The sequence below is a fragment of the Roseateles sp. GW821-FHT09G03 genome (genome assembly GCF_059416045.1).
In genome coordinates this window covers 147,627-172,225 of record NZ_JBWKOK010000001.1, presented here as the reverse complement: position 1 = coordinate 172,225, position 24,599 = coordinate 147,627, and the positions used below count along the sequence as shown (strand labels likewise).

19 protein-coding genes are annotated in these 24,599 nt (G+C 71.1%); 13 read left to right on the top strand and 6 right to left on the bottom strand.

All coding sequences use genetic code 11. The features are described from left to right. Positions 1 to 26 precede the first annotated feature (26 nt). Together AC07OZ_RS00680 and queG are read right to left on the bottom strand one after the other, a co-directional pair. Positions 27 to 863, bottom strand: coding sequence for a transporter substrate-binding domain-containing protein (locus AC07OZ_RS00680; protein ID WP_495465264.1), 837 nt, complete (start codon positions 861 to 863; stop codon positions 27 to 29). Positions 864 to 1,012: 149 nt separating this feature from the next. After that, positions 1,013 to 2,158, bottom strand: coding sequence for a tRNA epoxyqueuosine(34) reductase QueG (gene queG, locus AC07OZ_RS00675; RefSeq protein ID WP_495465263.1), 1,146 nt, complete (start codon positions 2,156 to 2,158; stop codon positions 1,013 to 1,015). Between the two features lie 5 nt (positions 2,159 to 2,163). Between queG and tsaE the strand changes: the two genes are divergently transcribed. From tsaE to AC07OZ_RS00660, 3 genes are all read left to right on the top strand, one after another. Continuing rightward, positions 2,164 to 2,682 (top strand): tRNA (adenosine(37)-N6)-threonylcarbamoyltransferase complex ATPase subunit type 1 TsaE, encoded by a 519-nt coding sequence (gene tsaE / locus AC07OZ_RS00670; protein ID WP_495465262.1) that lies wholly within the window; start codon positions 2,164 to 2,166, stop codon positions 2,680 to 2,682. 160 nt (positions 2,683 to 2,842) lie between these two features. Then, a complete protein-coding gene (locus tag AC07OZ_RS00665) occupies positions 2,843 to 4,228 on the top strand; it encodes an N-acetylmuramoyl-L-alanine amidase (RefSeq protein ID WP_495466465.1) in 1,386 nt (461 codons plus the stop codon). Further along, positions 4,225 to 4,638: a hypothetical protein gene (locus tag AC07OZ_RS00660; protein ID WP_495465261.1), complete on the top strand. Its 414-nt coding sequence runs from the start codon at positions 4,225 to 4,227 to the stop codon at positions 4,636 to 4,638. Before AC07OZ_RS00665 ends, AC07OZ_RS00660 begins: the two co-directional genes overlap by 4 nt. Before the next feature lie 45 nt (positions 4,639 to 4,683). Here the strand turns inward: AC07OZ_RS00660 and AC07OZ_RS00655 are convergent, their stop codons facing one another. Further along, positions 4,684 to 8,115 (bottom strand): S41 family peptidase, encoded by a 3,432-nt coding sequence (locus tag AC07OZ_RS00655; RefSeq protein WP_495465260.1) that lies wholly within the window; start codon positions 8,113 to 8,115, stop codon positions 4,684 to 4,686. A 245-nt stretch (positions 8,116 to 8,360) separates the two neighbouring features. After that, complete coding sequence (locus tag AC07OZ_RS00650; RefSeq protein ID WP_495465259.1) at positions 8,361 to 9,011, bottom strand: DedA family protein; 651 nt, start codon at positions 9,009 to 9,011, stop codon at positions 8,361 to 8,363. A 176-nt stretch (positions 9,012 to 9,187) separates the two neighbouring features. On the opposite strand from AC07OZ_RS00650, the gene mutL reads away from it, so the two are divergent. The 7 genes from mutL (at position 9,188) to AC07OZ_RS00615 (ending at position 20,124) form a co-directional block, all read left to right on the top strand. Next, positions 9,188 to 11,221: a DNA mismatch repair endonuclease MutL gene (mutL, locus tag AC07OZ_RS00645; protein ID WP_495465258.1), complete on the top strand. Its 2,034-nt coding sequence runs from the start codon at positions 9,188 to 9,190 to the stop codon at positions 11,219 to 11,221. A gap of 156 nt (positions 11,222 to 11,377) precedes the next feature. After that, complete coding sequence (locus AC07OZ_RS00640; RefSeq protein WP_495465257.1) at positions 11,378 to 13,216, top strand: pseudouridine synthase; 1,839 nt, start codon at positions 11,378 to 11,380, stop codon at positions 13,214 to 13,216. After that, positions 13,213 to 14,451, top strand: coding sequence for a multidrug effflux MFS transporter (locus AC07OZ_RS00635; protein ID WP_495465256.1), 1,239 nt, complete (start codon positions 13,213 to 13,215; stop codon positions 14,449 to 14,451). Before AC07OZ_RS00640 ends, AC07OZ_RS00635 begins: the two co-directional genes overlap by 4 nt. Next, on the top strand, positions 14,448 to 15,470 hold the full coding sequence (miaA, locus tag AC07OZ_RS00630) for a tRNA (adenosine(37)-N6)-dimethylallyltransferase MiaA (RefSeq protein ID WP_495465255.1): 1,023 nt from the start codon (positions 14,448 to 14,450) through the stop codon (positions 15,468 to 15,470). Before AC07OZ_RS00635 ends, miaA begins: the two co-directional genes overlap by 4 nt. 94 nt (positions 15,471 to 15,564) lie before the next feature. Then, on the top strand, positions 15,565 to 16,224 hold the full coding sequence (locus AC07OZ_RS00625; RefSeq protein WP_495465254.1) for an ABC transporter ATP-binding protein: 660 nt from the start codon (positions 15,565 to 15,567) through the stop codon (positions 16,222 to 16,224). A 40-nt stretch (positions 16,225 to 16,264) separates the two neighbouring features. Beyond that, on the top strand, positions 16,265 to 18,835 hold the full coding sequence (locus AC07OZ_RS00620; protein ID WP_495465253.1) for an FtsX-like permease family protein: 2,571 nt from the start codon (positions 16,265 to 16,267) through the stop codon (positions 18,833 to 18,835). 167 nt (positions 18,836 to 19,002) lie between these two features. After that, positions 19,003 to 20,124 (top strand): lipocalin-like domain-containing protein, encoded by a 1,122-nt coding sequence (locus AC07OZ_RS00615; protein WP_495465252.1) that lies wholly within the window; start codon positions 19,003 to 19,005, stop codon positions 20,122 to 20,124. A gap of 70 nt (positions 20,125 to 20,194) precedes the next feature. Here AC07OZ_RS00615 and AC07OZ_RS00610 read toward each other — a convergent pair whose 3' ends face one another. Next, entirely contained in the window at positions 20,195 to 20,698 is a 504-nt protein-coding gene (locus AC07OZ_RS00610; protein ID WP_495465251.1) for a GGDEF domain-containing protein, read from the bottom strand. Between the two features lie 422 nt (positions 20,699 to 21,120). On the opposite strand from AC07OZ_RS00610, the gene AC07OZ_RS00605 reads away from it, so the two are divergent. Genes AC07OZ_RS00605 through AC07OZ_RS00595 form a run of 3 tightly spaced genes read left to right on the top strand, consistent with a single transcriptional unit; the run spans position 21,121 to position 23,800 of the window. Further along, positions 21,121 to 21,423 carry a hypothetical protein gene (locus AC07OZ_RS00605; RefSeq protein WP_495465250.1) on the top strand — a complete coding sequence of 101 codons (303 nt, stop codon included), beginning with the start codon at positions 21,121 to 21,123 and terminating at the stop codon, positions 21,421 to 21,423. Then, positions 21,357 to 23,207, top strand: coding sequence for a sensor domain-containing diguanylate cyclase (locus AC07OZ_RS00600; RefSeq protein WP_495465249.1), 1,851 nt, complete (start codon positions 21,357 to 21,359; stop codon positions 23,205 to 23,207). The genes AC07OZ_RS00605 and AC07OZ_RS00600 overlap by 67 nt, the downstream gene beginning before the upstream one ends. Before the next feature lie 20 nt (positions 23,208 to 23,227). Continuing rightward, entirely contained in the window at positions 23,228 to 23,800 is a 573-nt protein-coding gene (locus AC07OZ_RS00595) for a GNAT family N-acetyltransferase (RefSeq protein WP_495465248.1), read from the top strand. 101 nt (positions 23,801 to 23,901) lie between these two features. Here AC07OZ_RS00595 and AC07OZ_RS00590 read toward each other — a convergent pair whose 3' ends face one another. Continuing rightward, positions 23,902 to 24,504, bottom strand: coding sequence for a MarC family protein (locus AC07OZ_RS00590; protein WP_377155647.1), 603 nt, complete (start codon positions 24,502 to 24,504; stop codon positions 23,902 to 23,904). Positions 24,505 to 24,599: the final 95 nt, after the last annotated feature.

Genomic DNA, 24,599 nt, shown 5'->3' with positions numbered 1-24,599 from the left:
ACGGCCGGGCCGCTGTCCGGGGCCGTTCAAAACCGCACCTCCGGAGGGAATCTGTCGACCGCCACGTTCGCGAGCTTGTGCATGTTCGCGACGAGCGCCGCCCGCACCCGGCCGCTGGCGCGGGCCTCGGCGATCCAGGCATTCAGCGCCTGCAGGAATCGGGGATCGGATTGCTGTCGGACGCCGATGCACGACGGCGCGGACTCGTGGGGCGTGGGAATGACGAGGTGGCCGATGCCCGGCCGCTTCGCCACCAGCGCGGTGGACAGCAGGATCGCGAGGATCTGGCAGTCTGCACGACCGCTCTGCACGGCCATCGTCGCGGCGGCCGTCGAATCGAAGCGCTGCACGTTCGCATGCGTCAGCAAGCGGGTGGCGACCTGGTCATGACTCGATCCGACATCCACCGCCACGGTCACGCCGGGCTGGTCGATGTCGGCCCAGGTCTGCAACGCCAGGCCCTTTCTGGCCACGACGGTGTTCATGTTGTTGAACAGCGCCTCCGTGAAATCGACGGCCTGTCGCCGCCGTGCCGTCGGGGCGAGACCGAAGTGCGCATCGACCTTGCCGGTGCGCAGGTCCAGGACGGCATTGCCCCAACTGGTGGCCACCCATTCCACGTCGACCTGCAGATGGCGCGCCAGGTCCCGGCCCAGGTCGATGCAGAACCCCTGGTACTCACCCGAGACCAGGTCCTTCACGGAATACGGGACGGCGCCCGGGACGACGCCGAGCCGCAGCTTGCCGGTGCGCCTGATCCGGGACAGCGTCGATTCCGGCGCCTGCGCGCCCGCCAGCGGCGCGGCGCCCGAAGCGATCGCGGCGGCGGCGCCTGCGACGAACTGTCTGCGTGTGGGATGCACGGTCTTCTCCCGGAACGTGGAGGGTCCGATGGCGTCGTTGATCGGCCGTACCTTCGCAGTGTTCCGGGGGTGTCATTCAGTTCGCACGACGACGATGCGCGCGTCCATCGGCCTTGCGTCGCGTCGCAGCGGCCCAGGAGCTCAAGGCCTCAAGGATCGAGCGCCCACACGATGTGCTCCGCGAGCAACGGCGTCGCGTCCTGCAACGCGGCTTCCAGCGCGGCACGCATCTCTCGGCGCAGGTCCGGCGCCAGGTCTTGCCTCAGCGCGTTCCCCATCGCCACGGCGATGTTGCGCTGCCAGCGCGCATGGCCGATGCGGCGGATCGCGGAGCCTTCGGTGCGCTTGAGGAAGGTCGCCTCGTCCCAGGCGAAGAGTTCCAGGAGCGACGCGTGCCCGAGCGGCTCGCGCCAGGCGAAGTCCGGCAGCGCGTTCCTGCGCGCGAACTTGTTCCAGGGGCACGCAAGCTGGCAGTCGTCGCAGCCGTAGATGCGGTTGCCGATCGCCTCGCGGAACTCGATCGGGATCGGCCCGTCCTGCTCGATCGTCAGGTAGCTGATGCAGCGTCGCGCGTCGAGCCGGTACGGGGCGATGATCGCCCCGGTCGGGCAGGCGTCGAGGCAGGCGCGGCACTGGCCGCAATGCGCGGTGACGGGCTCGCTGGGCGGCAGTTCCAGGTCGAGGTAGATCTCGCCGAGGAAGAACATCGAGCCGCTGTCGCGGTGCAGCGTCAGCGTGTGCTTGCCGCGCCAGCCGATGCCGGAGCGGCTCGCGAGTTCGACCTCCAGCACCGGCGCGGAGTCGGTGAACACGCGGTGCCCCATCGGCCCGACGCGTTCCTGGATGCGGTCCGCCAGTTGCTGCAGCCGCTGGCGCAGGACCTTGTGATAGTCCCGGCCGCGGGCGTAGAGCGAGACCTGCGCACGCGACGGGTCGCGCATCGCGGCCCACTCGCGGTCCTGCCAGTCGTCGCCGGCCGCCTCGGGCAGGTAGTCCATGCGGGCGGTCAGGATGCTGATCGTGCCCGGCACCAGCTCGGCCGGCCGCGCGCGCTTGAGGCCGTGGGCGGCCATGTACTGCATCTCGCCATGGAAACCGGCGTCCAGCCAGGCCTGCAGGCCGGCTTCCGCATCGCTCAGATCGACGTGGGCCACCCCAATCTGTGAGAATCCGAACTCAAGCGCCCAGGCGCGTACCTCGACCATCAGCGCAAGCAGCGCGTCGGGGTGTCGGGAGGGGCTCACCGCGTCTTCGGAGGACGCGTCGGGCCGTGGGGTGTTGACCAGGGAATTCATCGCAGTTGAGCATTCTAGAAACCCGCCCGTACCGTTGGCCCGACGAGGCCGCCTGCGAACGTTTCGCACAGGCGTTGGCCCGCTGTCCGCAGATCGCGGACCTCAGCATCGAACTCGACGGCGGCCTGGGCGCCGGCAAGACCAGCCTGGTCCGCCATCTGCTGCGGGCGCTGGGGGTCACCGGCCGCATCAAGAGCCCGAGCTACGCGGTGGTCGAAGACTACGCCCCGCCGGGCCTGTCCGGTCAACCCGCCCACCATTTCGATTTCTACCGCTTCAGCGATCCGCGCGAGTGGGAGGACGCGGGCTTCCGCGACCTGTTCGCCGCGCCGGGGCTCAAGCTCAGCGAATGGCCCGAGAAGGCGGCCGGCATGCTGCCGACGCCAGACCTGCGGCTGTTCCTCACGGTCAACGACGACGACAGCCGCGACGTTCGAGCTGAAGCGCACACGGCGCGGGGTCAGGATTTGCTGGCCGAGCTGGACCGGCAACTCGCCGGTTTTTCCGCCGGCCATTCCGACTGATCCGGTGGCAACCGCCAAGCCTCACATGAACGCAGACATGAACGGAGACATGACCGGCCTGCCCTCCTCCCGCATGGACGCGCCCGCGGACACGGCCGCCGGGACCCCGGTGGTCCGCGCCGACACGCCGTCGCGCGGACGCCGCAAGGCCCTGGGCCGCATGGGCGCCACGGTGCTGAGCTTCTCCGTGCTGCCCGCCGTGCCGGCGTTGGCGGCGAGCTCCGCCAACATCGTCGCGGTGCGCGTCTGGCCCGCGAGCGACTACACGCGCGTGACCATCGAGTCCGATCGTCAGCTGGCCGCCAAGAGTTTCATGGCGGCGAATCCGGACCGGCTCGTCATCGACATCGATGGGCTCGAGCTGAACGCGGGCCTGAAGGAACTGCTGGGCAAGGTCAAGCCGGACGATCCGTTCATCGCAGGCGTGCGCGTGGGGCAGAACCAGCCGCGCGTGGTGCGCATCGTGCTGGACCTGAAGCAGACGGTGGCGCCGCAGGTGTTCACGATCGAGCCGGTGGCGGCCTACCAGAACCGGCTGGTGCTGGACCTGTACCCGACGCGCGAGCGCGATCCGCTGCTGGACCTGGTGCGCGGCAAGGAGGCCGCCGAGAGCGCCGCGGCACAGTCGGTGAACGACGCGCTGGGCGAGCTGATCGGCCGTATCGACCGGCCGCTGACGGCGGCCTCCTCGGCCGAGCAGGCCGCCAGCGCCGCGGCGACACCACCGCAGCGTCCTGCGAGCGCGACGGCGATCGCGAAGATCGACACCCCGCCGCCAGCCGCGCCGCCGCTGAAGGAAGTGGCGCCGGAGATGAGCCAGACCAAGCTGGACCGGCTGATCGTGATCGCGATCGATCCGGGCCACGGCGGCGAGGATCCGGGCGCGATCGGACCCACGGGCCTGAGAGAGAAGGACGTGGTGCTGGCCATCGGCAAGAAGCTGCGCGACCGGCTGAACTCCAACCCGCGCATCCGCGTGATGATGACTCGCGACGCGGACTTCTTCGTTCCGCTGAACGAGCGGGTGCGCAAGGCGCGGCGGGTGCAGGCCGACCTGTTCGTGTCGATCCACGCGGATGCGTTCATCACGCCGAAGGCGCGGGGTGCCTCGGTCTTCGCGCTGTCGACCAGCGGCGCGAGCTCGACCAACGCGCGCTGGATGGCCGACAAGGAGAACGCGGCCGACGTGATCGGCGGCGTCAACACCAAGGTGGTGAAGGATGCGGGCGTGCTGCGCGCGATGCTGGACATGAGCACCTCGGCGCAGATCAAGGACAGCCTGAAGCTGGGCGGCGAAGTGCTGGGGCAGATCGGCAAGCTGGCCAAGTTGCACAAGGGCAGCGTCGAGCAGGCCGGCTTCGCGGTGCTGAAGGCGCCGGACGTGCCGTCGATCCTGGTGGAGACGGCCTTCATCTCCAACCCCGAGGAAGAGGCCCGATTGCGCGATCCGGACTACCAGGACGACCTGGTCAAGGCGCTGGCGACGGGCATCGCGCGCTACTTCGCGAAGAATCCGCCGCTCGCCGCAAGACATCGCGCGCTGTGACGGTTCGCGACGATCAGCCTGCGGCGCCCCAGCCGCTGTTCGGTTTCGGCTCGATCCTGCTGGCGGGGTTCATCGGCGGACCACTTGCTGCAGGCGTGCTGGCCTTCTTCAACCTGCAAACAGCCCCGGCGCGCGCACGCCAACTGACGCTCGGATTCTTCGTGGCGGCGACCGCCGTCTGGTGGTGGTGCCTGATGCACGTGCCACCGGATGCGATCTCCCAGCTACTGGCCCACGTCCCGGTGTGGCTCGTCCTGAGCTTGCCCACATGGCTCATCCTGCGGGACTGTCATCGCGCTCACAAGGCGGCCGATGGGAAGTTCAAGTCGGCGTGGCTGGCAGTTGGAATTGCGATGCTCGTCAGAATCGCGTTAGGGACATTGGCGCTCGCCACATCCTTGCTCCAATGAGAAACGGGGCCGAAGCCCCGTTCTGTTCTGCATCGGCGAGATGCCTTACTTGCCGACCTGCGTCGGCATCGGCGGAGCGACCGTGCGCTGGATCGGCTTCCAGGTCTTGAGGCGTTCGAGGACGTTCGCCACACCTGCTTCCAGCTGCACATCGCGGCCGGCGTTGACCGCCACCGGATCCAGGTCGACATCGATGTCCGGCGAGACGCCTTCGTTCTCGATGCGCCACTCGCCTTCCGGCGTGAAGAAGCGGAAGAACGGCACCACCAGGAAACCGCCGTCGATCAGGCTCGGGTTCGCCGAGATGCCGATCAGGCCGCCCCAGGTCCGCTTGCCGATCAAGGGGCCCAGCCCCGTGCGCTTGAACGCATAGGGCATGAAGTCGCCGCCCGAGCCCGCGTCCTGGTCGATCAGCATCGCCTTCGGGCCGTAGATGGCGCCCGCGGGCGTGTCGTAGATCAGGCCGTCACGGTCCTTCCAGCTGCCCAGGTAGGCGCGGTTCAGCAGCTCCGTCACGTAGTTCGCCGCCTGGCCGCCGCCATTGCGGCGGTCGTCGACGATCAGCCCCGGCTTGTCCACCTGGCCGAAGAACATCCGGTTGAAATGCTGGAAGCCGGGGCCTGCCGTGTCCGGCATGTAGACGTAGGCGATCTTGCCGCCGCTCAGGCGATCCACTTCCTCGCGGTTGTGGTCGATCCAGGCCCACTGGCGCAGACGGCCCTCGGTCGCGATCGGCTCGACGGTCACGCGTCGCGCGCCCTGCCCGTTCGCGTTGGCCGACACCGTCAGCTGCACCTGCTTGCCGACCGTGTTCTCCAGCTGCTGGTACAGGTTGTGCGCGCCGTCGACCGGCTGGCCGTTGACCGCCAGCAGGTAGTCACCCTCCTTGACGCCCAGGCCCGGCGCCGCCAGCGGCGCCTTCAGGTACGGATCCCAGCGGTCGCCCTTGAAGATCGTCTTGATGCGGTACTTGCCGTTCTCGACACTGAAGTCGGCGCCCAGCAGACCCACCGCGACACGCGCCTCCTGGTGCACGTCGCCGCCGCCCACGCGGTTGTGACCGACCTGCAGCTCGCCGATCATCTCGACCAGCAGGTCGTTCAGGTCCTCGCGGCGCTGCACGCCCGCCACCAGCGGCGAGTAGCGCTGATAGACGCCCTTCCAGTCGAGGCCGTGCAGGTTCGGGTCGTAGAAGAACTCCTTCTCCATCCACCAGGTCTCGTCGAAGATCTGGCGCCATTCGGCGCGCGGATCCACGCGGGTCTTCAGACCCGACAGGTCGATGCTCTTGGTGTCGATCTTCTCCTTGGCATCGGCGATCTCGAGGCGGCCGCCGCCCGGGCTCAGCAGGATCTTCTTGCCGTCCGGGCTCAGGCTGTAGCCCTCGATCTGCGGCTTGACCATCTTCGCCTTCTTCTCCTCGAAGTCGAAGCGGTACAGGTCGCCCTTGCCGCCATTGCCGCCCTCGGCGTCGATCGACACCCCCGGCTGCTTGCGCTCGATGTAGAACAGCGCGCCGTCGTCCGCCACGCCCAGGTCGTCGTAGCGCGCGGTCGACACCGGCAGGCCGACGATGCGGTCCTTCAAGCCGGCGAAATCGATGCGCACCGGCTTGACCTTGGGCTTGACGTCCTTGCCGTCGTCCTTCTTGTCGGACTTCTTGTCGTCCTTCGAGTCCTTGTCCGACTTGTCGCTCTTGTCGGACTTCTCGTCCTTCTTGTCCTCGTCGGCCTTCTTGTCCTTGCCGTCCTCGTCACCCGCCTTGGGCTCGAGCGGCGACTTGCCGTCCGCGCGCAGCACCGCCGCGTACAGGCCCATGCGCACCGAGCGCTCCTGCGTGGACATGTCCAGGCCCACCTGCGCCGGACCCGAGTTGATCGACGCGGCGAAGAACAGCACGTCGCCCTTGGTCGAGAACGCCGGCAGGCCGGCGTGGCTCAGGCCGTCGGTGACGGTGTGCTGCTGGCCGGTCTGGAAGTCGGCGATGCGGATCTGGCTGAAGAAGTTCTTGCCGACCACCGTGTAGGCCAGGTAGCGGCCGTCGGGCGAGAAGCCGACGTCGAAACCGGCGCGGCGCTCGCTGCTGTCGATCTTGGCCAGCTTGCCCGACTGCGCGCCGGTCAGCGGGAGCTGGTACAGGTTCAGGTGGTTGTCCTGCAGCACCAGCCGCGCGCCGTCGGGCGACCACGCGAGCAGCGTGTAGTAGCCGGTTTCCGGCAGCAGCAGCTTGCGCGTGGGCTTGTTGGCGGCCTGGTCGCCGAGCTGGTCGCGGATCACGACTTGGTGGCGCATGCCGGGCTCGTCGGAGACATACGCGACCTGCTGGCCGTCGGGGCTCCACAGGCCGTCCTTCTCGCGCACGCCGGAGGTCTGCGTCAGGTTGCGCACGACGCCGTCCTTCACCGGCACGGAGAAGATCTCGCCGCGCGCGCTGACGACGACGCGCTTGCCGGTCGCCGACAGCGAGGCGCCGGTCATCGTCTTGGCCGCATCCTTCCACTGCAGGCGCGCTTCGTTGCTCGGCTCGTTCAGCGCGATGCTGAGGATGCGCGAAGTGCCGCCATCGATGCCGACTTCCTTCAGCTGTCCGCCCGCCTCGTAGACGATGCGGCCGTCGCGGCCGTCGGCGCTGCGGACGTCCCAGACGGCTTCCTTCGTCAGCTGGCGCAGCGCCTTGGTCTTGGTGTTGAACGCGAACAGGTTGGCCGCGCCGTCGTTGCGGTCGGAGATGAAGACGACTTCGTCGCCCATCCAGATCGGGTTGCTGTCGGTGGCGTTGACGTGCGGGATCTGCTCCCAGGTCTTGCCCTTGGGATCGAGGATCCAGATCGGCGGTGTCGTGCCGCCGCGGCTCTGGCGCCAGCCGCTCGGGCCGGAATACGCGGCGCCGTTGGGCCGGTAGGCCAGGCGCGTGCCGTCGGGCGACCACACGCCCTCGTAGGCGACGGCCTCCATCACCTTCTGCTCGAAGCCGCCGTCCACCGGCACTTCGAACAGCTGCTTGCTGCGGGTGTTCAGCACCTCGCGGTTGGAGGCGAACAGCACGCGCTTGCCGTCAGGGCTCCAGCCGGTCACCTGATCGGCGGCCGGGTGCCAGGTCAGGCGGCGCGGTTGACCGCCGCTGGCGGCGATCACGTAGACATCGGTGTTGCCGTCGTAGCCCGCGGAGAACGCGATCCACTGGCCGTCGGGCGAGAAGCGCGGCGCGAATTCACCGGCCGCGTGACCGGCGAGCCGGCGCGGCTGGCTGCCGTCACGGTTGGCGATCCACAGGTCGCCGCCGTAGACGAAGGCCAGATGGCGCGCGGACACGGCGGGATCGCGCAGCAGCATCGTCACGGCGGGCGCCGGCGCGGCAGTCGCGGTGGCCGCGGCAGAAGCAGTCGCGGCCTGTTGGGCCTGCGTGGGAGCTGCCGCGATGACGGCGGTCAGACTCAGGGCCAGGGTGATGGCCTTGCTGAGGAGGCTGGGTTGCATGAGCGTGATCGGCGGTGAAAACAGCGGGCGAGAATAGCCCTGCGGATTCACCGTGACGAAGCTCACCCCCGGGGTTTGCGCGCTCTGCGGGTCGGTGTTTTCCCTTTGCAGGCTGCCTACCTGCCACGGTCAGTGCGTTGGCCGCTGGTGCAGGGGGCCACAGGCGTCAAGCGCCTGAACCCCCAGCACCACCGTCCCCGATCACTCGTGGTGTACGCCGTGTTGGGGCTCGCTGTCGGCGTCGATCAGGCAGTGGTGGTCTTGGCGCGCGAGGCGCGCCATCCGCCATACAACGCGATCAGGCCCGGGATCAGGATCATCGCCCAGATGATCTTGCTGAGATGGGTCTGCACGAACGGGATGTTGCCGAAGAGGTAGCCCGCGATCGTGAGACCCACGACCCAGATCACGCCGCCGGCGACGTTGTAGGCCGTGAAGCGGCTGCGGGTCATCGCCGCGACGCCAGCCACGAAGGGCGCGAAGGTGCGGATGAAGGGCATGAAGCGCGCCAGGATGATGGTGACGCCGCCGTGCTTCTCGTAGAACTCGTGCGCCGCGTCGAAGGCGCGCTTGTTGAAGAAGCGCGACTGCTCCCACTGGAAGACCTTGGGCCCGAAGTAGCGCCCGATCGTGTAGTTGCACTGGTCGCCCAGGATCGCGGCCACGAGCAGCACGGCGATCGCCAGCGGCAGGCTCATCATGCCGGTCCCGCACAGCGCGCCGACGACGAACAGCAGCGAGTCGCCCGGCAGGAACGGCATCACCACGAGACCGGTCTCGACGAACACGATCAGGAACAGCAGCGCGTAAACCCACATCCCGTAGGCGGCGACGAACTCGGCGAGGTGCTTGTCGACGTGCAGGATGAAGTCGATGAGGAAGTGCATCAGATCCATGGGCGCGGATTATGGCGGGCGCATTCTTATGCGCTCGTGAAGAAACGGGAACGCAGGAACGGGAGAACGTGGAGATCGATCCCCCCGGAAGTCCGGTGTGGTCCACCGAACAGAGTCAAGCCCTCAGATGCGCAGTGGTCGGCCCTGGAACTGCGCCACCTCCTACAATCGCCCCCATGGATGACACCCTCGCCCCCACGGCGAACGCCGCGGTCGCCTTGGCCCCCGCCCCCCCCGCCGGCCGGCGCGCGATCCGCGAACTCCCCGATGAACTGATTTCCCAGATCGCCGCCGGCGAGGTCGTCGAACGCCCGGCTTCCGTGGTCCGCGAACTCGTGGACAACGCGCTGGACGCCGGCGCGGGCCAGATCCAGCTCAAACTCATCGCCGGCGGCGTCCGCAGCCTCATCGTCGAGGACGACGGCCACGGCATCCCCGACGGCGAACTGCCCCTGGCCATCAAGCGCCATGCCACCAGCAAGATCGGCACGCTGGACGACCTCGAGGCCGTCGCCACGATGGGCTTCCGCGGCGAGGCGCTCGCCGCCGTCTCGTCCATCGCCGAACTGGCCCTGGTCTCGCGCTACAACGGCGCCGCGCATGCATGGCGGCTGGAAGCGCGCACGGGCGAACTCAGCCCTGCCGCCCGTGCCAGAGGCACCTCCGTCGAAGTGCGCGAGCTGTTCTTCAACACGCCCGCCCGCCGCAAGTTCCTGAAGAGCGAGAGCACCGAGCTCGCCCACTGCCTCGAAGCGCTGCGCCGCCATGCGCTGGCCCGCCCCGACGTCGGCTTCGCCGTGTGGCACGAGGGCAAGCTGGTCGACCAGTGGCGCGCCGCGCCGCTGCCGCAGCGGATCGCGGAAGTGCTCAACGAGGACTTCATCGCGCAGAGCCGCGAGGTCTTCGCTGAGGTCGGCCCGATGCGCATCCATGGCCGCGTCGGCCTGCCCGAGGCCGCCCGCGCCCGCGCCGACATGCAGTACGTCTACGTCAACGGCCGCTACGTGCGCGACAAGCTGATCTCGCACGCGATCCGCTCGGCTTTCGACGACGTGCTGCACGGCCACCGCCAGCCGAGCTACGTGCTCTTCATCGACGTCCAGCCCGAACTGGTCGACGTCAACGTCCATCCGACCAAGATCGAGGTCCGCTTCCGCGACGGCCGCGAGATCCATCAGCAGGTGCGCCGCGCCGTGGTGGCCGCGCTCGCGCTCTCGCGCAGCAGCGAAGACGCCCAGCACACCGCCGACGGTCCGGGGTCGACCGAATCCGCGCCCCCGTCCGGCCGCCAGCGCTGGACCGGCACGCCGGCATGGGAACAAGGCGGCATGGCCGGCGCAGGAACGTCGGGCACCGACGGACAGGCGCCAGGAAACGCGACTTCCGGCCAGAGCGCCTACGAGCCTCCGGCCGCCTACACCGCGCCCTCCGCCCGGTTCGCCGGCCCCGAGGGCTGGCGCGCGCCGATCCCCACCCGCGCGCAGACGGCACTCGCGCTGGAACAGGCCGAGGCGCTCTATGCGTCCGGTCCGAGAGGCGGCCTGCCGACCGCGGCGGCATCGGCTTCCGCGCTGTCCGCGCTCGGCGCGGCGCCTGCCGGACCGCTGCCGTCCAGCCAGGCCGGCGAATGGCCGCTGGGCCGCGCGATCGCTCAGATCCAGGGCGTCTACGTGCTGGCCGAGAACGCGCAGGGCCTGATCATCATCGACATGCACGCGGCGCATGAGCGCGTCGTCTACGAGCGCCTGAAGGCCGCGCTCGTCGAGACGCGCATCGACTCGCAGCCGCTGCTGATCCCGGTGACCTTCGCCGCGACGCCGGCCGAGATCGCCACCGCCGAGGCGCAGGCCGAGACGCTGCAGCGCCTGGGCCTCGACATCGCCCCGCTGTCGGCGAAGGTGCTCGCGGTGCGCGAGCGCCCGGCGCTGCTGGCCGGTGGCGACGTCGTCGAACTCGCGCGCGGCGTGCTGGCCGAACTGGCGCAGTTCGACGCCAGCCATGCGATCGAGCGCGCGCAGCATGAGATCCTGGCGACGATGGCCTGCCATGGCGCGGTGCGGGCCAACCGGCAGCTCACGATCGATGAGATGAACGCGCTGCTGCGCGATATGGAACGCACTGAGCGCGCCGACCAGTGCAACCATGGCCGCCCGACCTGGCGACAACTGACCCTCCGCGACCTCGACGCGTTGTTCCTGCGCGGGCGCTGAGTCCGGGCGACTCACCGCGCCCGCCCATCGTCCGCTCCGCTTTTCATTCCGTTTCCGTTCCTGCTTCCGTTCCTGTTTCCGCTCCCGTCTCCGCACCGCCCGCCTCCCGTCTCCTTCCGCCCCGCGATCCCGCAATTCACCCGACGCAGTACCGACATGGCCACGCTCAAACTCAACAAGAACAAACCGGCCGATGCCAAGTCGGCGGACAACGCCACCGACAAGGGGCCGCGCCGCGCGCCGCTGCGCGGCAAGGGCGTCAACAAGCCGCGCCCGACGCTGGCGCAGGCCCAGGCCGACCGCGCCGAACGCGAGGCCGCGTTCCAGCAGCGGCTGGCCGAGGAAGGCCGGCAGCGCCAGGGCCCGCGTCGTGACGATCGCGGCCCGGATGCCCGCGGCCCGCAAGGCCGCGACGACCGCCGTGGCGGCCCCGGCGGCCGTCCGCCGCGCGAAGGCGGCAGCTACGGCGACCGGCCCGATCGCGGTCCGCGCCACGACGATCGAGGCGGCCAGGGTGGCCCGCGCGGCCAGGGGGACCGCCCCGGCTTCTCCGGTCGACCCGAGGGTGGCGAGCGCCGTCCGTACGGCGACCGTCCGCGCTCGGATGACCGTCCCCGCTTCGAGGGCGACCGCCCCCGCCGGGATGACCGATATGGCGATCGCCCTGCCCGCCCCCAGGGGGACCGCCCGCAAGGAGACCGTCCTTACGGGGACCGCCCGCAAGGCGATCGTTCCTATGGGGACCGGCCGCAAGGGAATCGCTCGTACGGCGATCGTCCGCAAGGGGATCGACCCTACGGCAACCGTCCTCAAGGCGATCGTCCTTATGGAGACCGTCCTCAGGGCGATCGGCCCTATGGTGATCGCCCGCAGCGCGACCGCGCCTATGGCGACCGCCCCCAAGGCGACCGGCCGCGCGATGATCGGCCCTATGGCGATCGTCCCTACGGTGACCGGCCTCAAGGGGATCGTCCTCAAGGCGACCGTCCCTACGGCGATCGCCCGCGTCGCGACGATCGCGGCGGTGACCGCTACGGCAACGGCCCCGGCACTGGCCCGGGCAACCGCTACGGCGACGAACGCCCGCGTCGCGCGCCCTACGGCGACCGCGATCCGGGCCATCCGTCCGACGTCCACGCCCGCGCAGAACGCGAGGAGCGCGCCGAGCGCACGGACCGTCCGCGCCAGCCGGACGCGCCGCGTCAGCCCGCGCCGGTGCGCCTCGCCGACCAGGACGCCGGCGAGCGCCTGTCCAAGCGCATGAGCGAACTCGGCCTGGCCTCGCGCCGCGAAGCCGACGAGTGGATCGAGTCCGGCTGGGTGACCGTCGACGGCCAGCTCGCGACGCTCGGCCAGCGCGTCGGCCCGGACGCGAAGATCGAGGTCGACCCCGCCGCCCGCGAACAGCAGGCGCAGCGCGTGACCATCCTGCTGAACAAGCCGATCGGCTACGTCTCCGGCCAGGCCGAGGACGGCTACGAGCCCGCCTCGGTGCTGGTCAAGGCCGACACCCATTGGGGCGAGGATCCGTCCAAGATCCAGTGGGCGCCGGGCCACGGCCGCGGCCTCGCGCCGGCCGGCCGGCTGGACATCGACTCGACCGGCCTGCTGGTGCTGACCCAGGACGGCCGCATCGCGCGCCACCTGATCGGCGAGGACTCCGACGTCGAAAAGGAGTACCTGGTCCGCGTCGCCGTCGAAGGCGGCGATCCGGAGCAGGCCCCGCAGCACGCGCTCGACCCGCGCGCGGTCGCCATGCTGATCCACGGCCTGGAACTGGACGGCGTGCAGCTCAAGCCCGCCAAGGTGAGCTGGGCCAACGAGGACCAGTTGCGCTTCGTCCTGCGCGAGGGCCGCAAGCGCCAGATCCGCCGGATGTGCGAACTGGTCGGCCTGAAGGTGCTGGGCCTGAAGCGCGTGCGCATCGGCCGCATCCCGCTGGGCCAGCTCCCGCCGGGACAGTGGCGCTACCTCGCGCCCTGGGAGCGTTTTTGAGCGTTCCGTCGCCCACGGCGGCTGACCGCGGCGCGAGCCCCGCGCCCGCGCTGCAGGTCGTCGCGCTGGCGATGCTGCTCGGCCTCCAACCGGTCACGACCGACCTCTACCTGCCCGCCCTGCCCGGCCTCCGCGCCGACCTGCACGCGGGCATGGGGGCGACGCAGCTGACGCTGTCGGCGTTGATGCTCGCGTTCGGGCTGTCCCAGTTGCTGCTGGGCCCGCTGGGCGACCGCTTCGGCCGCCGGCCGGTGCTGCTGGGCGGGCTGTCGCTGTACGTCGTCGCCGCGATCGGCGCGGCGCTGGCCTCGACGATCGAGGGCCTCGTCGCCTGCCGCGCGCTGCAGGGCCTGGGTCTGGCGGCGTCCGTCGTCGTCGCCCGCGCGATGCTGCGCGACTGGTTCGAGCCGCAGGAAGGCGCGCGCATGATGGCCAAGGCGCTGTCCGGCCTGGGCGTGATCGCGCTGGCCTCGCCGCTGATCGGCGGCGTGCTCGCGGCCGGCGTCGGCTGGCGCTGGGCGATCCTGGCGACCGCCGTCTTCGGCGCGGCGACGCTGGCGCTGATCGCATGGCGCATCCCCGAGAGCCTGCCCCGTCCCGACCCCGCCGCGCTGCGCCCCTCCGGGCTCATCGCCAACTGGCAGACCGTGCTCTCGAACCCGACCTTCCGCGCCTATGCGCTGCTCACCGCGCTGGCCTATGCGACGCTGTACGCGTTCCTCGCCGGCTCGAGCTTCGTGTTCATCGAGGTCCTCGGCCTGCGCCACCCCACCTACGGCGCGCTCGTCGCCGGCGGCGCCGCGCTCTACGTCACCGGCACGCTGATCTGCCGGCGCTGGCTGCGCACGCTGAGCATCGCCGACACCGTCGCGCGCGGCGCCTGCTTCACCGCAGTGGGCGCGCTGGGCATGGGCCTCGCGGCCTTCGTGCTGCCGCCGTCGCCCTGGGCGCTGATGATCCCGCACGTGGGCATCATGATCGGCCACGGCGTGCTGCAACCCTGCGGCCAGGCCGGCGCCGTCGGTCCGTTCCCGCGCCAGGCCGGCGCGGCCGCGGCGCTGTCGGGTTTCGCGATCGCGCTTGCCGCCTTCGCCGTCGGTGCGTGGCTCAGCGCCAGCCTGAACGGCACCGTGACACCGCTCGCCGCCACGATGATGGTGCTGGGCCTGTGCACCGCCACCTGCGCCTGGACGCTGGTCCGCCGGCACGGCCAGCCCTCCCCTCGTCCCGCATGAGCGACCTTCCCCTCCCCGACCCCGGCGTCGATACCAACGCCAATGCCAATGCCGGCGCAGGCGCAGGCGCCGACCTCGCTTCCGGGCACGACCTGACCCCGCTCTGCCTCGCCGGCCCGACCGGCTGCGGCAAGACCGCCGCGGCGCTCGCGCTCGCGCGCCGCCAGCCGGTCGAGATCATCAGCATCGACTCCGCGCTGGTCTACCGCGGCATGGACATCGGCACGGCCAAGCCGACACCGGAAGAACTCGCGTCGGTGCCGCATCACCTGATCGACATCCTCGAGCCGACGGAGAGCTACTCCGCCGCACAGTTCGTCCGCGACGCGCTGCGCCTCGTGCCGGAGATCCAGGCGCGCGGCGCGCGTCCGCTGCTCGTGGGCGGCACGATGCTGTACTTCAAGGCGCTCTTCGACGGGCTGTCGGAGCTGCCGCAGGCCGACCCCGCGCTGCGCGCGCAACTCGACGCCGAGGCCGCGCGCGACGGCTGGCCCGCAATGCATGCGCGTCTGGCCGCGCTCGATCCCGAGACCGCCGCGCGGCTGGCGCCGCTGGACTCGCAGCGCATCCAGCGCGCGCTGGAGGTCTGCCTGCTCAGCGGCGAGCCGATGTCGGCGCTCTACCGGCGCCAGCGCTCGCAAGGTGTCGACTGGCCGCTGATCTCGCTCGAACCGTCCGACGAGGCCCGCGCCTGGCTGCATGCGCGGCTCGCACAACGCTTCGCGCTGATGCTGGAACAAGGCTTCATCGACGAGGTCCGCCGCCTGCGCGCGCGCGGCGACCTGCACCTGGGCCTGCCGTCGATGCGCTGCGTCGGTTACCGGCAGGCGTGGGAACTGCTCGACGCGGACGAGGCCGCGCCCGACCTCGCGGCCTTGCAGGAGCTCGGCACCGCCGCCACGCGGCAGCTTGCCAAGCGCCAGATCACCTGGCTGCGCGGCATGCCGGCACGCCGCATCGTGCCGGCCGAGGCGCCGGACGCGCTCGACCGTCTGATCGCACACGTCGACACGATCTGACCCGTCCTGCGGCGGCACAGGCGCCACAATCCATCGATCGACCTCCGGCTCCTCCACGACGATTGGGAAGATGGTTTCGACGATGGTTCCGACGATGGATGTCCCGCTCCTCACGGCCACCGGCCTGACCAAGCGCTACGGCACGCAGACGCTGTTCGAGCACCTGTCGCTCACATTGCAGCGCGGCGAGATGCTCGCGCTGCTCGGCGAATCCGGCAGCGGCAAGTCCACGCTGCTGAACGGCCTGGCCGCGCTGGAGCCGCTGGACCGGGGTCAGGTCGTGCTGCTGGGCCGCGACATCCTGTCGCTGGACGAATCCGGCCAGGCGCAGTTGCGACGCGAGCAGCTGGGCTTCGTGTTCCAGGCCTTCCACGTGCTGCCGCATCTGAACGTGCACGACAACGTCGCGCTGCCGCTGCTGCTGCAGGGCAAGCCCGATGCGAAGCGCGTGGCCGAGATGCTCGACGCCGTCGGCCTGGCCGCGCAGGCGCGGCACCTGCCGCGGCAGTTGTCCGGCGGCCAGTTGCAACGCGTCGCGATCGCCCGCGCACTCGTGCACCGGCCGGTGCTGGTACTGGCCGACGAGCCCACCGGCAACCTCGATCCGTCGCATGCCGATCAGGTCATGCGGCTGCTGCGCCAGCAGTTGCTCGAGCAGAACGCGGCCTGTCTGCTGGTGACGCACTCGGCGCATGCGGCGGAACATGCGGACCGCCGGCTGCGGCTCGAGAACGGTCACCTCGTCGAGGCCTGAGCCCGAGATGAGCCCGAGATGAGTCCGAGATGAGCCCGCAATGAACCAGGTCGTCGCCTCCTCCGCATTCGCCGGCCTGCGCCGCGCCTGGGGCTGGTGGTGGCAGCTGTCGTGGCCGGCATTGCGCCTGCAGTGGGGCCGCCAGCTCGCGGCGCTCCTGACGATCGCGCTGGGGCTGGCGCTGGCCGGCGCGGTGCACTGGATCAACGCATCGGCGCTGGCGCAGTTCGAATCCGCCGCGCGCCAGAGCAGCGCGGTGGCCGACACCGAACTCAGCCCCGCGCCCGGCGCCGCGCCGCTGTCGGACCGCTACTTCGCCGAACTCGCCGCGCGCGACGACATCGCGGCCCTCGCGCCGCGGCTCGACGCCAGCATCCGGCTGCAGGGTCGCGACGGGTCCTGGCAGCGCGTCCGCCTGATCGGACTGGATCTGGTGCAGCTCGGCGCCTTTCATCCGCAATGGTTCCCCCGGCTGGACGGCGCCGACCTCGGCCGCGCGCTGCGCGAGCCGGCGCTGCTGGTCAGCGACGCGGCGTGGACGCGGCTCGGCTTCGATGTCCCTCCCTCATCCCTGCGCGTCGATCTCCCGGACGAGCCGAACCCGCTCCCGGTCGCCGGCCGCGTGCCGGACCGCCAGCAGCCGCTGGTGATCGTCGACATCGCCTGGGCGCAGCAACTGCTGCATCGCCCCGGCCAGCTCGACGCGATCCTGCTGCGCATGGCCTCGGGCCGCGCGGTGCCCACCGACTGGCCCGCCGGCGTCCAGGCCCGCGCGCCCGAGGACCAGGCCCGCCAGCAGGCCGACGAGGCGCGCCGCCTCACGCGTGCCTACCGGCTCAATCTCGGCGTGCTGTCGCTGATGGCGCTCTTCGTCGGCGCGTTCATGGTCTTCGCGGTGCACAGCCTGTCGGTGGCGCAGCGGCTCCCGCAACTCGCGCTGCTGGGCGTGCTCGGCATGAGCGCGCGGCAGCGGCTGGCGCTGCTGGTGTCGGAGGCGCTGGCGCTCGGACTCGCCGGCGCGGTGTTGGGACTGGGGCTGGCCGTCGCGCTCGCGGAACTGGGCCTGCATGCGCTCGGCGGCGATCTCGGCAGCGGGCTGACCGGGCTCAGCGGCGGACGGCCCGAGCTGCAGCTCTCCGGCGCCTCGATCGCGGGCCTGCTTGCGCTGGGACCGCTGGTGAGCCTGGGCGCGGCGGCCCTGCCGCTGGCGCGTCTGCGCGGGCTGCCGGTCGCGCAGGTGCTCAAGGGCCTGGGCAGCGGCGGCGAGGCCGGCCGCTGGTGGTGGATGGGCCCCGTGCTGCTGGTCGCGGCCGTGCCGCTGACGGGGATGCGCCTGGTCTTCGGACTGCCGCTCGGGACCTACGCGGCGATGGTCGCGCTGCTGCTCGGCGCGCTGGGCACGGTGCCCTTCGTGCTGCGCGCGATCACGGGCCTGCTGCGCGGCTGGGCCGCGCGGCGCGCGCTGCCGCTGCTGGCCGTCGAACGCGCCCGCGACCAAGCCGGCGAAGCGGGCCGATTGATCGCCGGCGTGCTGGTCGCGCTCGCACTCGCCGTGGCGATGCTGGTGATGGTCGCGAGCTTCCGCAATTCGCTGGACCAATGGCTGAGCGACATGCTGCCCGCCGACCTCTACCTGCGACAGACCGCCCGCGACAGCGCCCAGCAGGGCCAGCCGATGCCGCCGGGCCTGGCCGCGTCGGCGGCGGCGTTGCCGGGCGTCGAACGCGTGGCGGCGCAGCGCACGCGCGCGATCGGGATCCGGGTGCGCGGCATGACCGGCGGCACGACGCTGCTGGCGCGGCCGCTCGATCACCGGCTGCCGCTGCAGGGCGAGGCCGCCACGCTGCCCGACGGCCTGCAGCCGGTCTACATCAACGAAGCGATGCGCGATGAGCTCCGCCTCGCGCCCGGGGACCGCTTCATGCTCCGGCTCGACGGACGTCAGTTGCCGGTCGGCGTGAAGGCGATCTGGCGCGACTACAGCCGCCAGAGCGGCGCCGTGCTGATGGAGCGGCGAGACTGGGAGCGGCTCAGCGGCGATGCCGCGATCACCGAGCTCGCGCTGTGGCTGAAGTCCGGCGCCGATCCGATCGCCGTCCAGCAGGCGCTGCGCGACGCCACCGGCGCGCCGGAGTCGCTGGAGATCGCGTCGGCCGGCGAGCTGCGCCGTTTCTCGCTCGCGATCTTCGACCGCAGCTTCGCGATCACCTACTGGCTGCAGGCGGTGGGACTCGGACTGGGACTGTTCGGCGTCGCCGCCAGCCTGTCGGCGCAGCTGCTGGCGCGGCGGCGCGAGTTCGGCCTGCTCATGCACCTCGGCCTGACGCGCGCGATGCTGCGCCGGCTGGTGCTCGCCGAGACGCTGCTGCAGGCGCTGGCCGGCGCGGTCATGGGCCTGCTGGTTGGCCTGGCCATCAGCGCGGTGCTGGTGTTCCGGCTCAATCCGCAGAGTTTCCACTGGAGCATGGACTGGTCGGTCCCCGGCTGGCGCGTCGCGGCGCTGCTGGCGGCCAGCCTGCTCGCCACCGGCGCGACGGCCGCCTGGGCCAGCGCGCGCGCGCTGCGCGCCGGCAGCGGCGAGGCCCTGCGCGCCGTGCGGGAGGACTGGTGATGATCGGACGACGCCCGCTGCTGGGCGGATTGGGACTCGCAGCGCTCACGACGACGCCGGGGTCTGCCTTCGCGCAGAGCCGGAGGGTCCCTGCCACGAAGGCATCGGCGCCGCCATCCGCAGCCGCATCGACGGCCTTATCGACGGCCTCATCGGCTTCTGAAATCTTGTCCGCCGCGCCGCTGCATTTCCCGCGCGACCATGGCGCGCATCCCGAGACCCGCGTCGAGTGGTGGTACGTGACCGGGGTGCTGTCCGCGGGATCGACTGCCAATGAACCGGCAGCCAGGACCGGCAAGGACGGCGCCGGCAGCCCGCGCCCGGACTTCGGTTTCCAGCTCACCTTCTTCCGCGTCCGCAACGACCTGAAGCGTCCGTTGCAATCGGCTTTCGTCCCGGACCAGATGATGCTGGGCCATGCGGCGATCTCGGACCTGGGCCGGCAGCGGCTGCTGCACGACCAGCAGGTGCTGCGGCACGGTTTCGCCAACGCGCGGACCGAGCTCGACGACACCCGCGTGCGCCTGGGCAACTGGCAGTTGCGCCGCATGGCGGGTGCGGGCGGTCCCGGCGCGGCTGACGGACGCGGCGGCCACAGCCGCTACACGCTGCTGATGGCGAGCGAGCACGCCGGCTTCGCGCTCGAGCTGACGCTGGACGCGCCACAGACGCCTCTGCTGCAGGGCCGCGCCGGCTGGTCGCGCAAGGGACCCGGCGCGCAGCAGGCGAGCCGCTACGTCAGCGAGCCGCAATTGAGCGGCACCGGCCGGCTCGCCTTGCGCGAGGACGGCACGCACGGCACACGCGACGTGCGCGCCCGGGCCTGGCTCGACCACGAATGGAGCAACCAGTATCTGGGCCGCGGCGCCGACGCGGCACCGGACCGCGCGGTCGGCTGGGACTGGCTGGGGCTGAACCTCGACGACGGCGCGTCGCTGACGCTGTTCCGGATGCGGGGGCAGGACGGCACGGTCATCTGGACCGGCGGCAGCTGGCGCGCGGCGACGGGCGGCGCGCCGGTCGACTTCGAACAGCAGCTCCAGTTCGAGCCGCTGGCGTTCTGGAAGAGTCCGGTCAGCCTGGCCACCTACCCGGTCCGGTGGCGGATCCGCACGCCGCGCGGCACCTACATCGTGGAGGCCGCCTACGCGGCCCAGGAGATCGACGCGCGCCGCAGCACCGGGTTCCCGTACTGGGAAGGCGTGGCGCGCGTGGCGGACGAGGCCGGCCGCACGCTGGGCTGGGGCTACCTGGAGATGACGGGCTACGCGGGCAAGGTGCCGTTGTAGCGCCGGCCACGCGGCCAGGAGGCGTGATGGCGGCGTGCTACGCCGGCAGGCGTACCGTTGTTGCGCCCGGCTAGGCCGGCCTGGTGCCGCTGTAGCGGTTGCGCCCCGACGGGATCGCCGCGTAGGCGCGCACGCAGTTGCAGCCGGCGCCGCGCGCCATCGCCAGCGCCTGGCGGGCCTGCTGCAGCAGCTGGTCCGCGCCCTGCTGCGGCTCGCGCCGCCAGTCCTGCCAATGGGCCAGTCCCAGGCTCGCGCTCAAGGGCAGCGCCTGCCCCGACCAGCGGTAATCGAGGGTCGCCACGCGGGCGCGCACCCGGTCGGCGGCGTCCAGCGCGCCCAGCGGATCGGTGCACGGCAGGTAGGCGGCCCACACGCCGCGCGGCAGGGGCAGCAGCCAGTCGCCGCCGCGCAGCTGCTGCCGCACGAGCTGGTCGAGCCGCTCGTCCAGCGCCTGGATGCAATCGTCGCCGTACTGCTGCTGCAGGCGCGCCCAGGGATCGAGCTCCAGCAGCATCAGCACGCCGTCGTGGCGGTGCCGCTGCGCGCGGGCGGCCTCGCGTTTGAGGTCGTCCATCAACTGCGCCTCGTCGGCGGCGGCGATCCGCGCCGGAGGCTCGCGACGCGCCAACCAGCGCCGCCGCAGGGAAGTCCACCAGGCCCCTGGGCCCCTGTCCGAGTCTTGAGCCATGCCGCCCACCTTCGCCGGAGATGAGGATCGATTGCAGCACAGGAGCAAGCCGCGCGCCGCCCCCTTGAGCGAGGGAGGATAGGCGCTTGCGCCACGGTCCGTCTCGCCAGTTGTAACGAATCCGGACGCGCCGCAGGGACGCGTGCCGCCGGTCCGCGCCTGCTCTACAGTCAACGGCTGTGTCCAGCGCCCGCGGCCCCGCCGCCCTGCCCGTGCACGCCACAACAGAACAAGGTTCGCGAGATCCGGGAGACTCGCCAGACGCCACGTTCCATGAACCGGGCGTCCCGCCGTCCGGCGACCTGCCGATGCCGGCCGTGGTCGGCGCGCTGCTGGTCCTGCTGACCGGCCTGGCGCTGACGCTCAGCGCGATGCTGTGGAACCGCAACCGCGTCGTCGCCGAAGGTCACCGCGTGCTCGAGGCCCAGATGGAACGCCTGCAGCACGACGTCGTCCAGCGCTTCATGCAACCCGCCTCAAGGGCGCGCGCGGCACGATCGCCGCGCTGCACGGCCGGCTGGACCGCAACGCGTTCCGCGCCTATGTGCAGTCGCGCGACCTGCCGCGCGAATTTCCGGGCGTGCGCGGCTTCGGCTTCGTGCCCCGCGTGATGCGCGAGGACCTCCCCGCCTTCATCGCCGCCGAACGGGCCGACGGCGCGCCGCAGTTTTCAGTGCGAAGCTTCGGCGACTCCGCGCCGGACCTCTTCGTCGTCGCGCACATCGAGCCGCTGGCGCAGAACTATCCGGCCTGGGGCTTCGACCTCGGATCGGAAACGGTCCGCCGCCGGGCCATCGAGCAGGCGATCGCCGCCGGCGAGGCGACGCTCTCCGCGCCGGTGCCGCTGGTGCAGGACCGCGCCCACGGGCCCGGGATGCTGCTGCTGGTGCCGGTGTTCCGCGACGGCGCCGATCCGGCCACCCCCGAGCAGCGTCGCCAGGCGCTGCTGGGCGTGCTCTACGCGCCGCTGGTGGCGCAGGAGATCCTGCACGGGCTCAAGGAGGGGCTGGCGGCCGCGCCGATGGACTTCCGGCTGCTGGTCGACGACCACACCCCGGTCGAGGACCTGCTGCTGGATTCGGCCACCGGCATCCAGCCGCTGGACGCCCCGCCGGGCGCGCGGGCCGGCTTCGACAACCGCGTCGTCGCCGTCGAGCATCGCGTCGAGATCGCGGGCCGCGCCTTCCGCGTGGAAGCCGCGTTGACGACGGCCTACGAGCGCGCGGTCATCGACGCCGCGGGCTGGGGGCCGGGGCTGATCGGTCTCGTGCTGACGGCGCTGCTGGCGGTGACGACCTACCTGCTGGCCGCCGGGCGCGCCCGCGCGCAGGCGCTCGCCGACGCGATGACCGAGGACCTGCGCCGCCTGACGCTGGACCAGCAGGCGATGCTGGACACCGAGGTCATCGCCATGGCCAAGCTGCGCGGCCGGCGCATCGTGTGGAAGAACGGCGCGCTGGAACGGCTGTTCGGCTTCGGCAGGGACGAGATGCTGGGACTGCCGGTGCGCGAGCTCTACCTGGACGAGGACAGCTTCGTCGCACTCGGCCAGAACGCCTATCCCGTGCTGCGGCGCGGCGAGCACTACCGCAGCCAGCAGCAGATGCGGCGCAAGGACGGCGGCCTCGTCTGGGTGGACCTGAACGGCGTCGCGCTGCCGGGCGAACGCGACGAGGAGATCACGCTGTGGATGATGGTCGACATCACGCAGAGCAAGGCCTACGAGGCCCGCGTGGAGCGCGCCGCCTTCCACGACGCGCTCACCGGCCTGCCCAACCGCGTGCTGCTGGCGGACCGGCTGCGCCAGTCGATCGCCTCGGCGCAACGGCTGAAGCAGGCGGTGGCCGTGGTCAACCTGGACCTGGACGGTTTCAAGGCCGTCAACGACACGCACGGCCACGACGCAGGCGACGAGGTGCTGAAGGCCGTTGCGCAACGGCTGCTGGCAGGCATCCGTGCGACGGACACCGCCGCGCGCCTGGGCGGCGACGAGTTCGTGGTGCAGCTCTCCCCGCTGCCCGCCCCGACCGACAGCCGGCCCATCTGCGAGCGGCTGCTGCGGGCGATCCTGGAACCGGTGCGGCTGAGCTCGGGCGCGATGGTGCAGGTCGGCAGCAGCATCGGCGTCGCGCACTACCCGCTCGACGGGGTCGACGCCGAGGTGCTGATGAGCCGCGCGGACCAGACCATGTTCGAGTCCAAGCGCGCCGGGCGCTGCCGGATCCGCTGGCTCAACGGGGCGCTGCCGCCGCACGAGATCGATCTCTCGGCGTTGCGGCAGTCCGCGGCGGCAGCCTGGACCGCGGCGGGTCGCGAGAGGCCTGGGCCGCCAGGATCGCCCGAGTCGCCGGAGTCGCCGGAGTCGCACGAAGGTGACCACAGTCACGCGCGCTGAGCGCGTCGTACAGTGTGGCGATGACGATCCTGACCACCGCCCGGCTCCGCCTCGAGCCGATGACCGACGCCCACCTGGACGGGCTGTTCGAGATGAACCGCGACCCCGAGGTGATGCGCTACATCACCGGCAAGCCCGACACGCTGGCGGACACGCAGGCCATGATCGACCGGGTCAAGAAGCGCTGGGGCGACTGGGGCTTCAGCTGGTGGACCTTCTTCGAGATCGAGACCGGCGAGATCGTCGGCGCCGGCTGCATCCAGCATCTGCGGGGCGAGACGACGAACCCGCACGAGATCGGCTGGCGCCTGCGCCGCGACCGCTGGAGCCGGGGCTACGGCTCGGAGGCGGCGCGCCGGATGGCGGCCTTCGCGTTCGACGACCTGAAGGCCCCCGAGATCGTCGCGGTCTGCGAGCCGGAGAACGAAGGCTCGGCCCACATCATGAAGAAGCTCGGCATGAGCTACCGCGAGACGCAACGCTGGCACGACGCGGACATCGCGGTCTATGGCATGACCGTCGACGAATGGCGCCGCTCGCCGTCCGCCGCGAAGGCGGCAGAAGAGATGTCGCCGATCGCTCGCGGCGTCTGACGCGGCGTCGGTTTGGGATGCACCGCTAGGCGCAAACCGGAGCCATAGCAGCGCTATGGCGAGGATTTGCAACGACGCGGAGCGCCCAAACCGGCGCTGCGTCAGAGGCCGCCGACGAAATAGCGCTTCAGGCCGGACAGGATCATCTCGACCGCGATGGCGGTCAGGACCAGGCCCATCAGCTTCTCGATCGCGGAGACGACCGAGTCGCCGAGCAGCTTGCGGATCCGGTCCGCCAGGATCAGCGCGAGGAACGAGATCACCATCGCCGTGAACAGCGCGCCTATCCACTCGGCGACGCGGTCCGGCTGGCGCGAGGCCAGCAGCAGCACCGTCGCCATCGCCGACGGGCCGGCCAGCAGCGGCACGGCCAGCGGGAAGATGAAGGGCTCGCGGCCGGTCTCGACGCCGTAGGCCGATTCCCCCGCGTGGCTGAAGATCATCCGGATCGCGATGATGATCAGGATCACGCCGCCGGCCACCTCGAGCGAACGCTCGGACAGGTGCATCAGCCGCAGGAAACCTTCTCCCAGGAACATGAACGCGAGCAGCACGCCGAAGGCGATGGTCACCTCCCGCAAGGCGACCTTCAGCCGGCGTTCGCGCGGCACGGCCCGCATGATGGGGATGAAGATCGGCAGGCTGCCGAGCGGGTCGAGCACCAGCAGCAGCAGGATGAGGGCGGAGAGAAAGCTGTGATCCATGGGGCGGGATTCTCGCCGATGGCGACCCGCGGGCGGCCGGACGTTGGCGCGCCGCCACGCACGCTTCGTTCACTGGTCTCCATAGAATCGCAAGG

What these genes read in the sequence shown, in the direction of transcription:
- AC07OZ_RS00620 (WP_495465253.1), top strand. Translation starts at nt 16,265, where the DNA reads ATGAACCAGGTCGTCGCCTCCTCCGCATTCGCCGGCCTGCGCCGCGCC.
- AC07OZ_RS00665 (WP_495466465.1), top strand. Translation starts at nt 2,843, where the DNA reads ATGGGCGCCACGGTGCTGAGCTTCTCCGTGCTGCCCGCCGTGCCGGCG.
- mutL (WP_495465258.1), top strand. Translation starts at nt 9,188, where the DNA reads ATGGATGACACCCTCGCCCCCACGGCGAACGCCGCGGTCGCCTTGGCC.
- AC07OZ_RS00595 (WP_495465248.1), top strand. Translation starts at nt 23,228, where the DNA reads ATGACGATCCTGACCACCGCCCGGCTCCGCCTCGAGCCGATGACCGAC.
- AC07OZ_RS00640 (WP_495465257.1), top strand. Translation starts at nt 11,378, where the DNA reads ATGGCCACGCTCAAACTCAACAAGAACAAACCGGCCGATGCCAAGTCG.
- AC07OZ_RS00650 (WP_495465259.1), bottom strand. Translation starts at nt 9,011, where the DNA reads ATGGATCTGATGCACTTCCTCATCGACTTCATCCTGCACGTCGACAAG.
- AC07OZ_RS00605 (WP_495465250.1), top strand. Translation starts at nt 21,121, where the DNA reads ATGCCGGCCGTGGTCGGCGCGCTGCTGGTCCTGCTGACCGGCCTGGCG.
- miaA (WP_495465255.1), top strand. Translation starts at nt 14,448, where the DNA reads ATGAGCGACCTTCCCCTCCCCGACCCCGGCGTCGATACCAACGCCAAT.
- AC07OZ_RS00590 (WP_377155647.1), bottom strand. Translation starts at nt 24,504, where the DNA reads ATGGATCACAGCTTTCTCTCCGCCCTCATCCTGCTGCTGCTGGTGCTC.
- queG (WP_495465263.1), bottom strand. Translation starts at nt 2,158, where the DNA reads ATGAATTCCCTGGTCAACACCCCACGGCCCGACGCGTCCTCCGAAGAC.
- AC07OZ_RS00610 (WP_495465251.1), bottom strand. Translation starts at nt 20,698, where the DNA reads ATGGACGACCTCAAACGCGAGGCCGCCCGCGCGCAGCGGCACCGCCAC.
- AC07OZ_RS00655 (WP_495465260.1), bottom strand. Translation starts at nt 8,115, where the DNA reads ATGCAACCCAGCCTCCTCAGCAAGGCCATCACCCTGGCCCTGAGTCTG.
- AC07OZ_RS00625 (WP_495465254.1), top strand. Translation starts at nt 15,565, where the DNA reads ATGGATGTCCCGCTCCTCACGGCCACCGGCCTGACCAAGCGCTACGGC.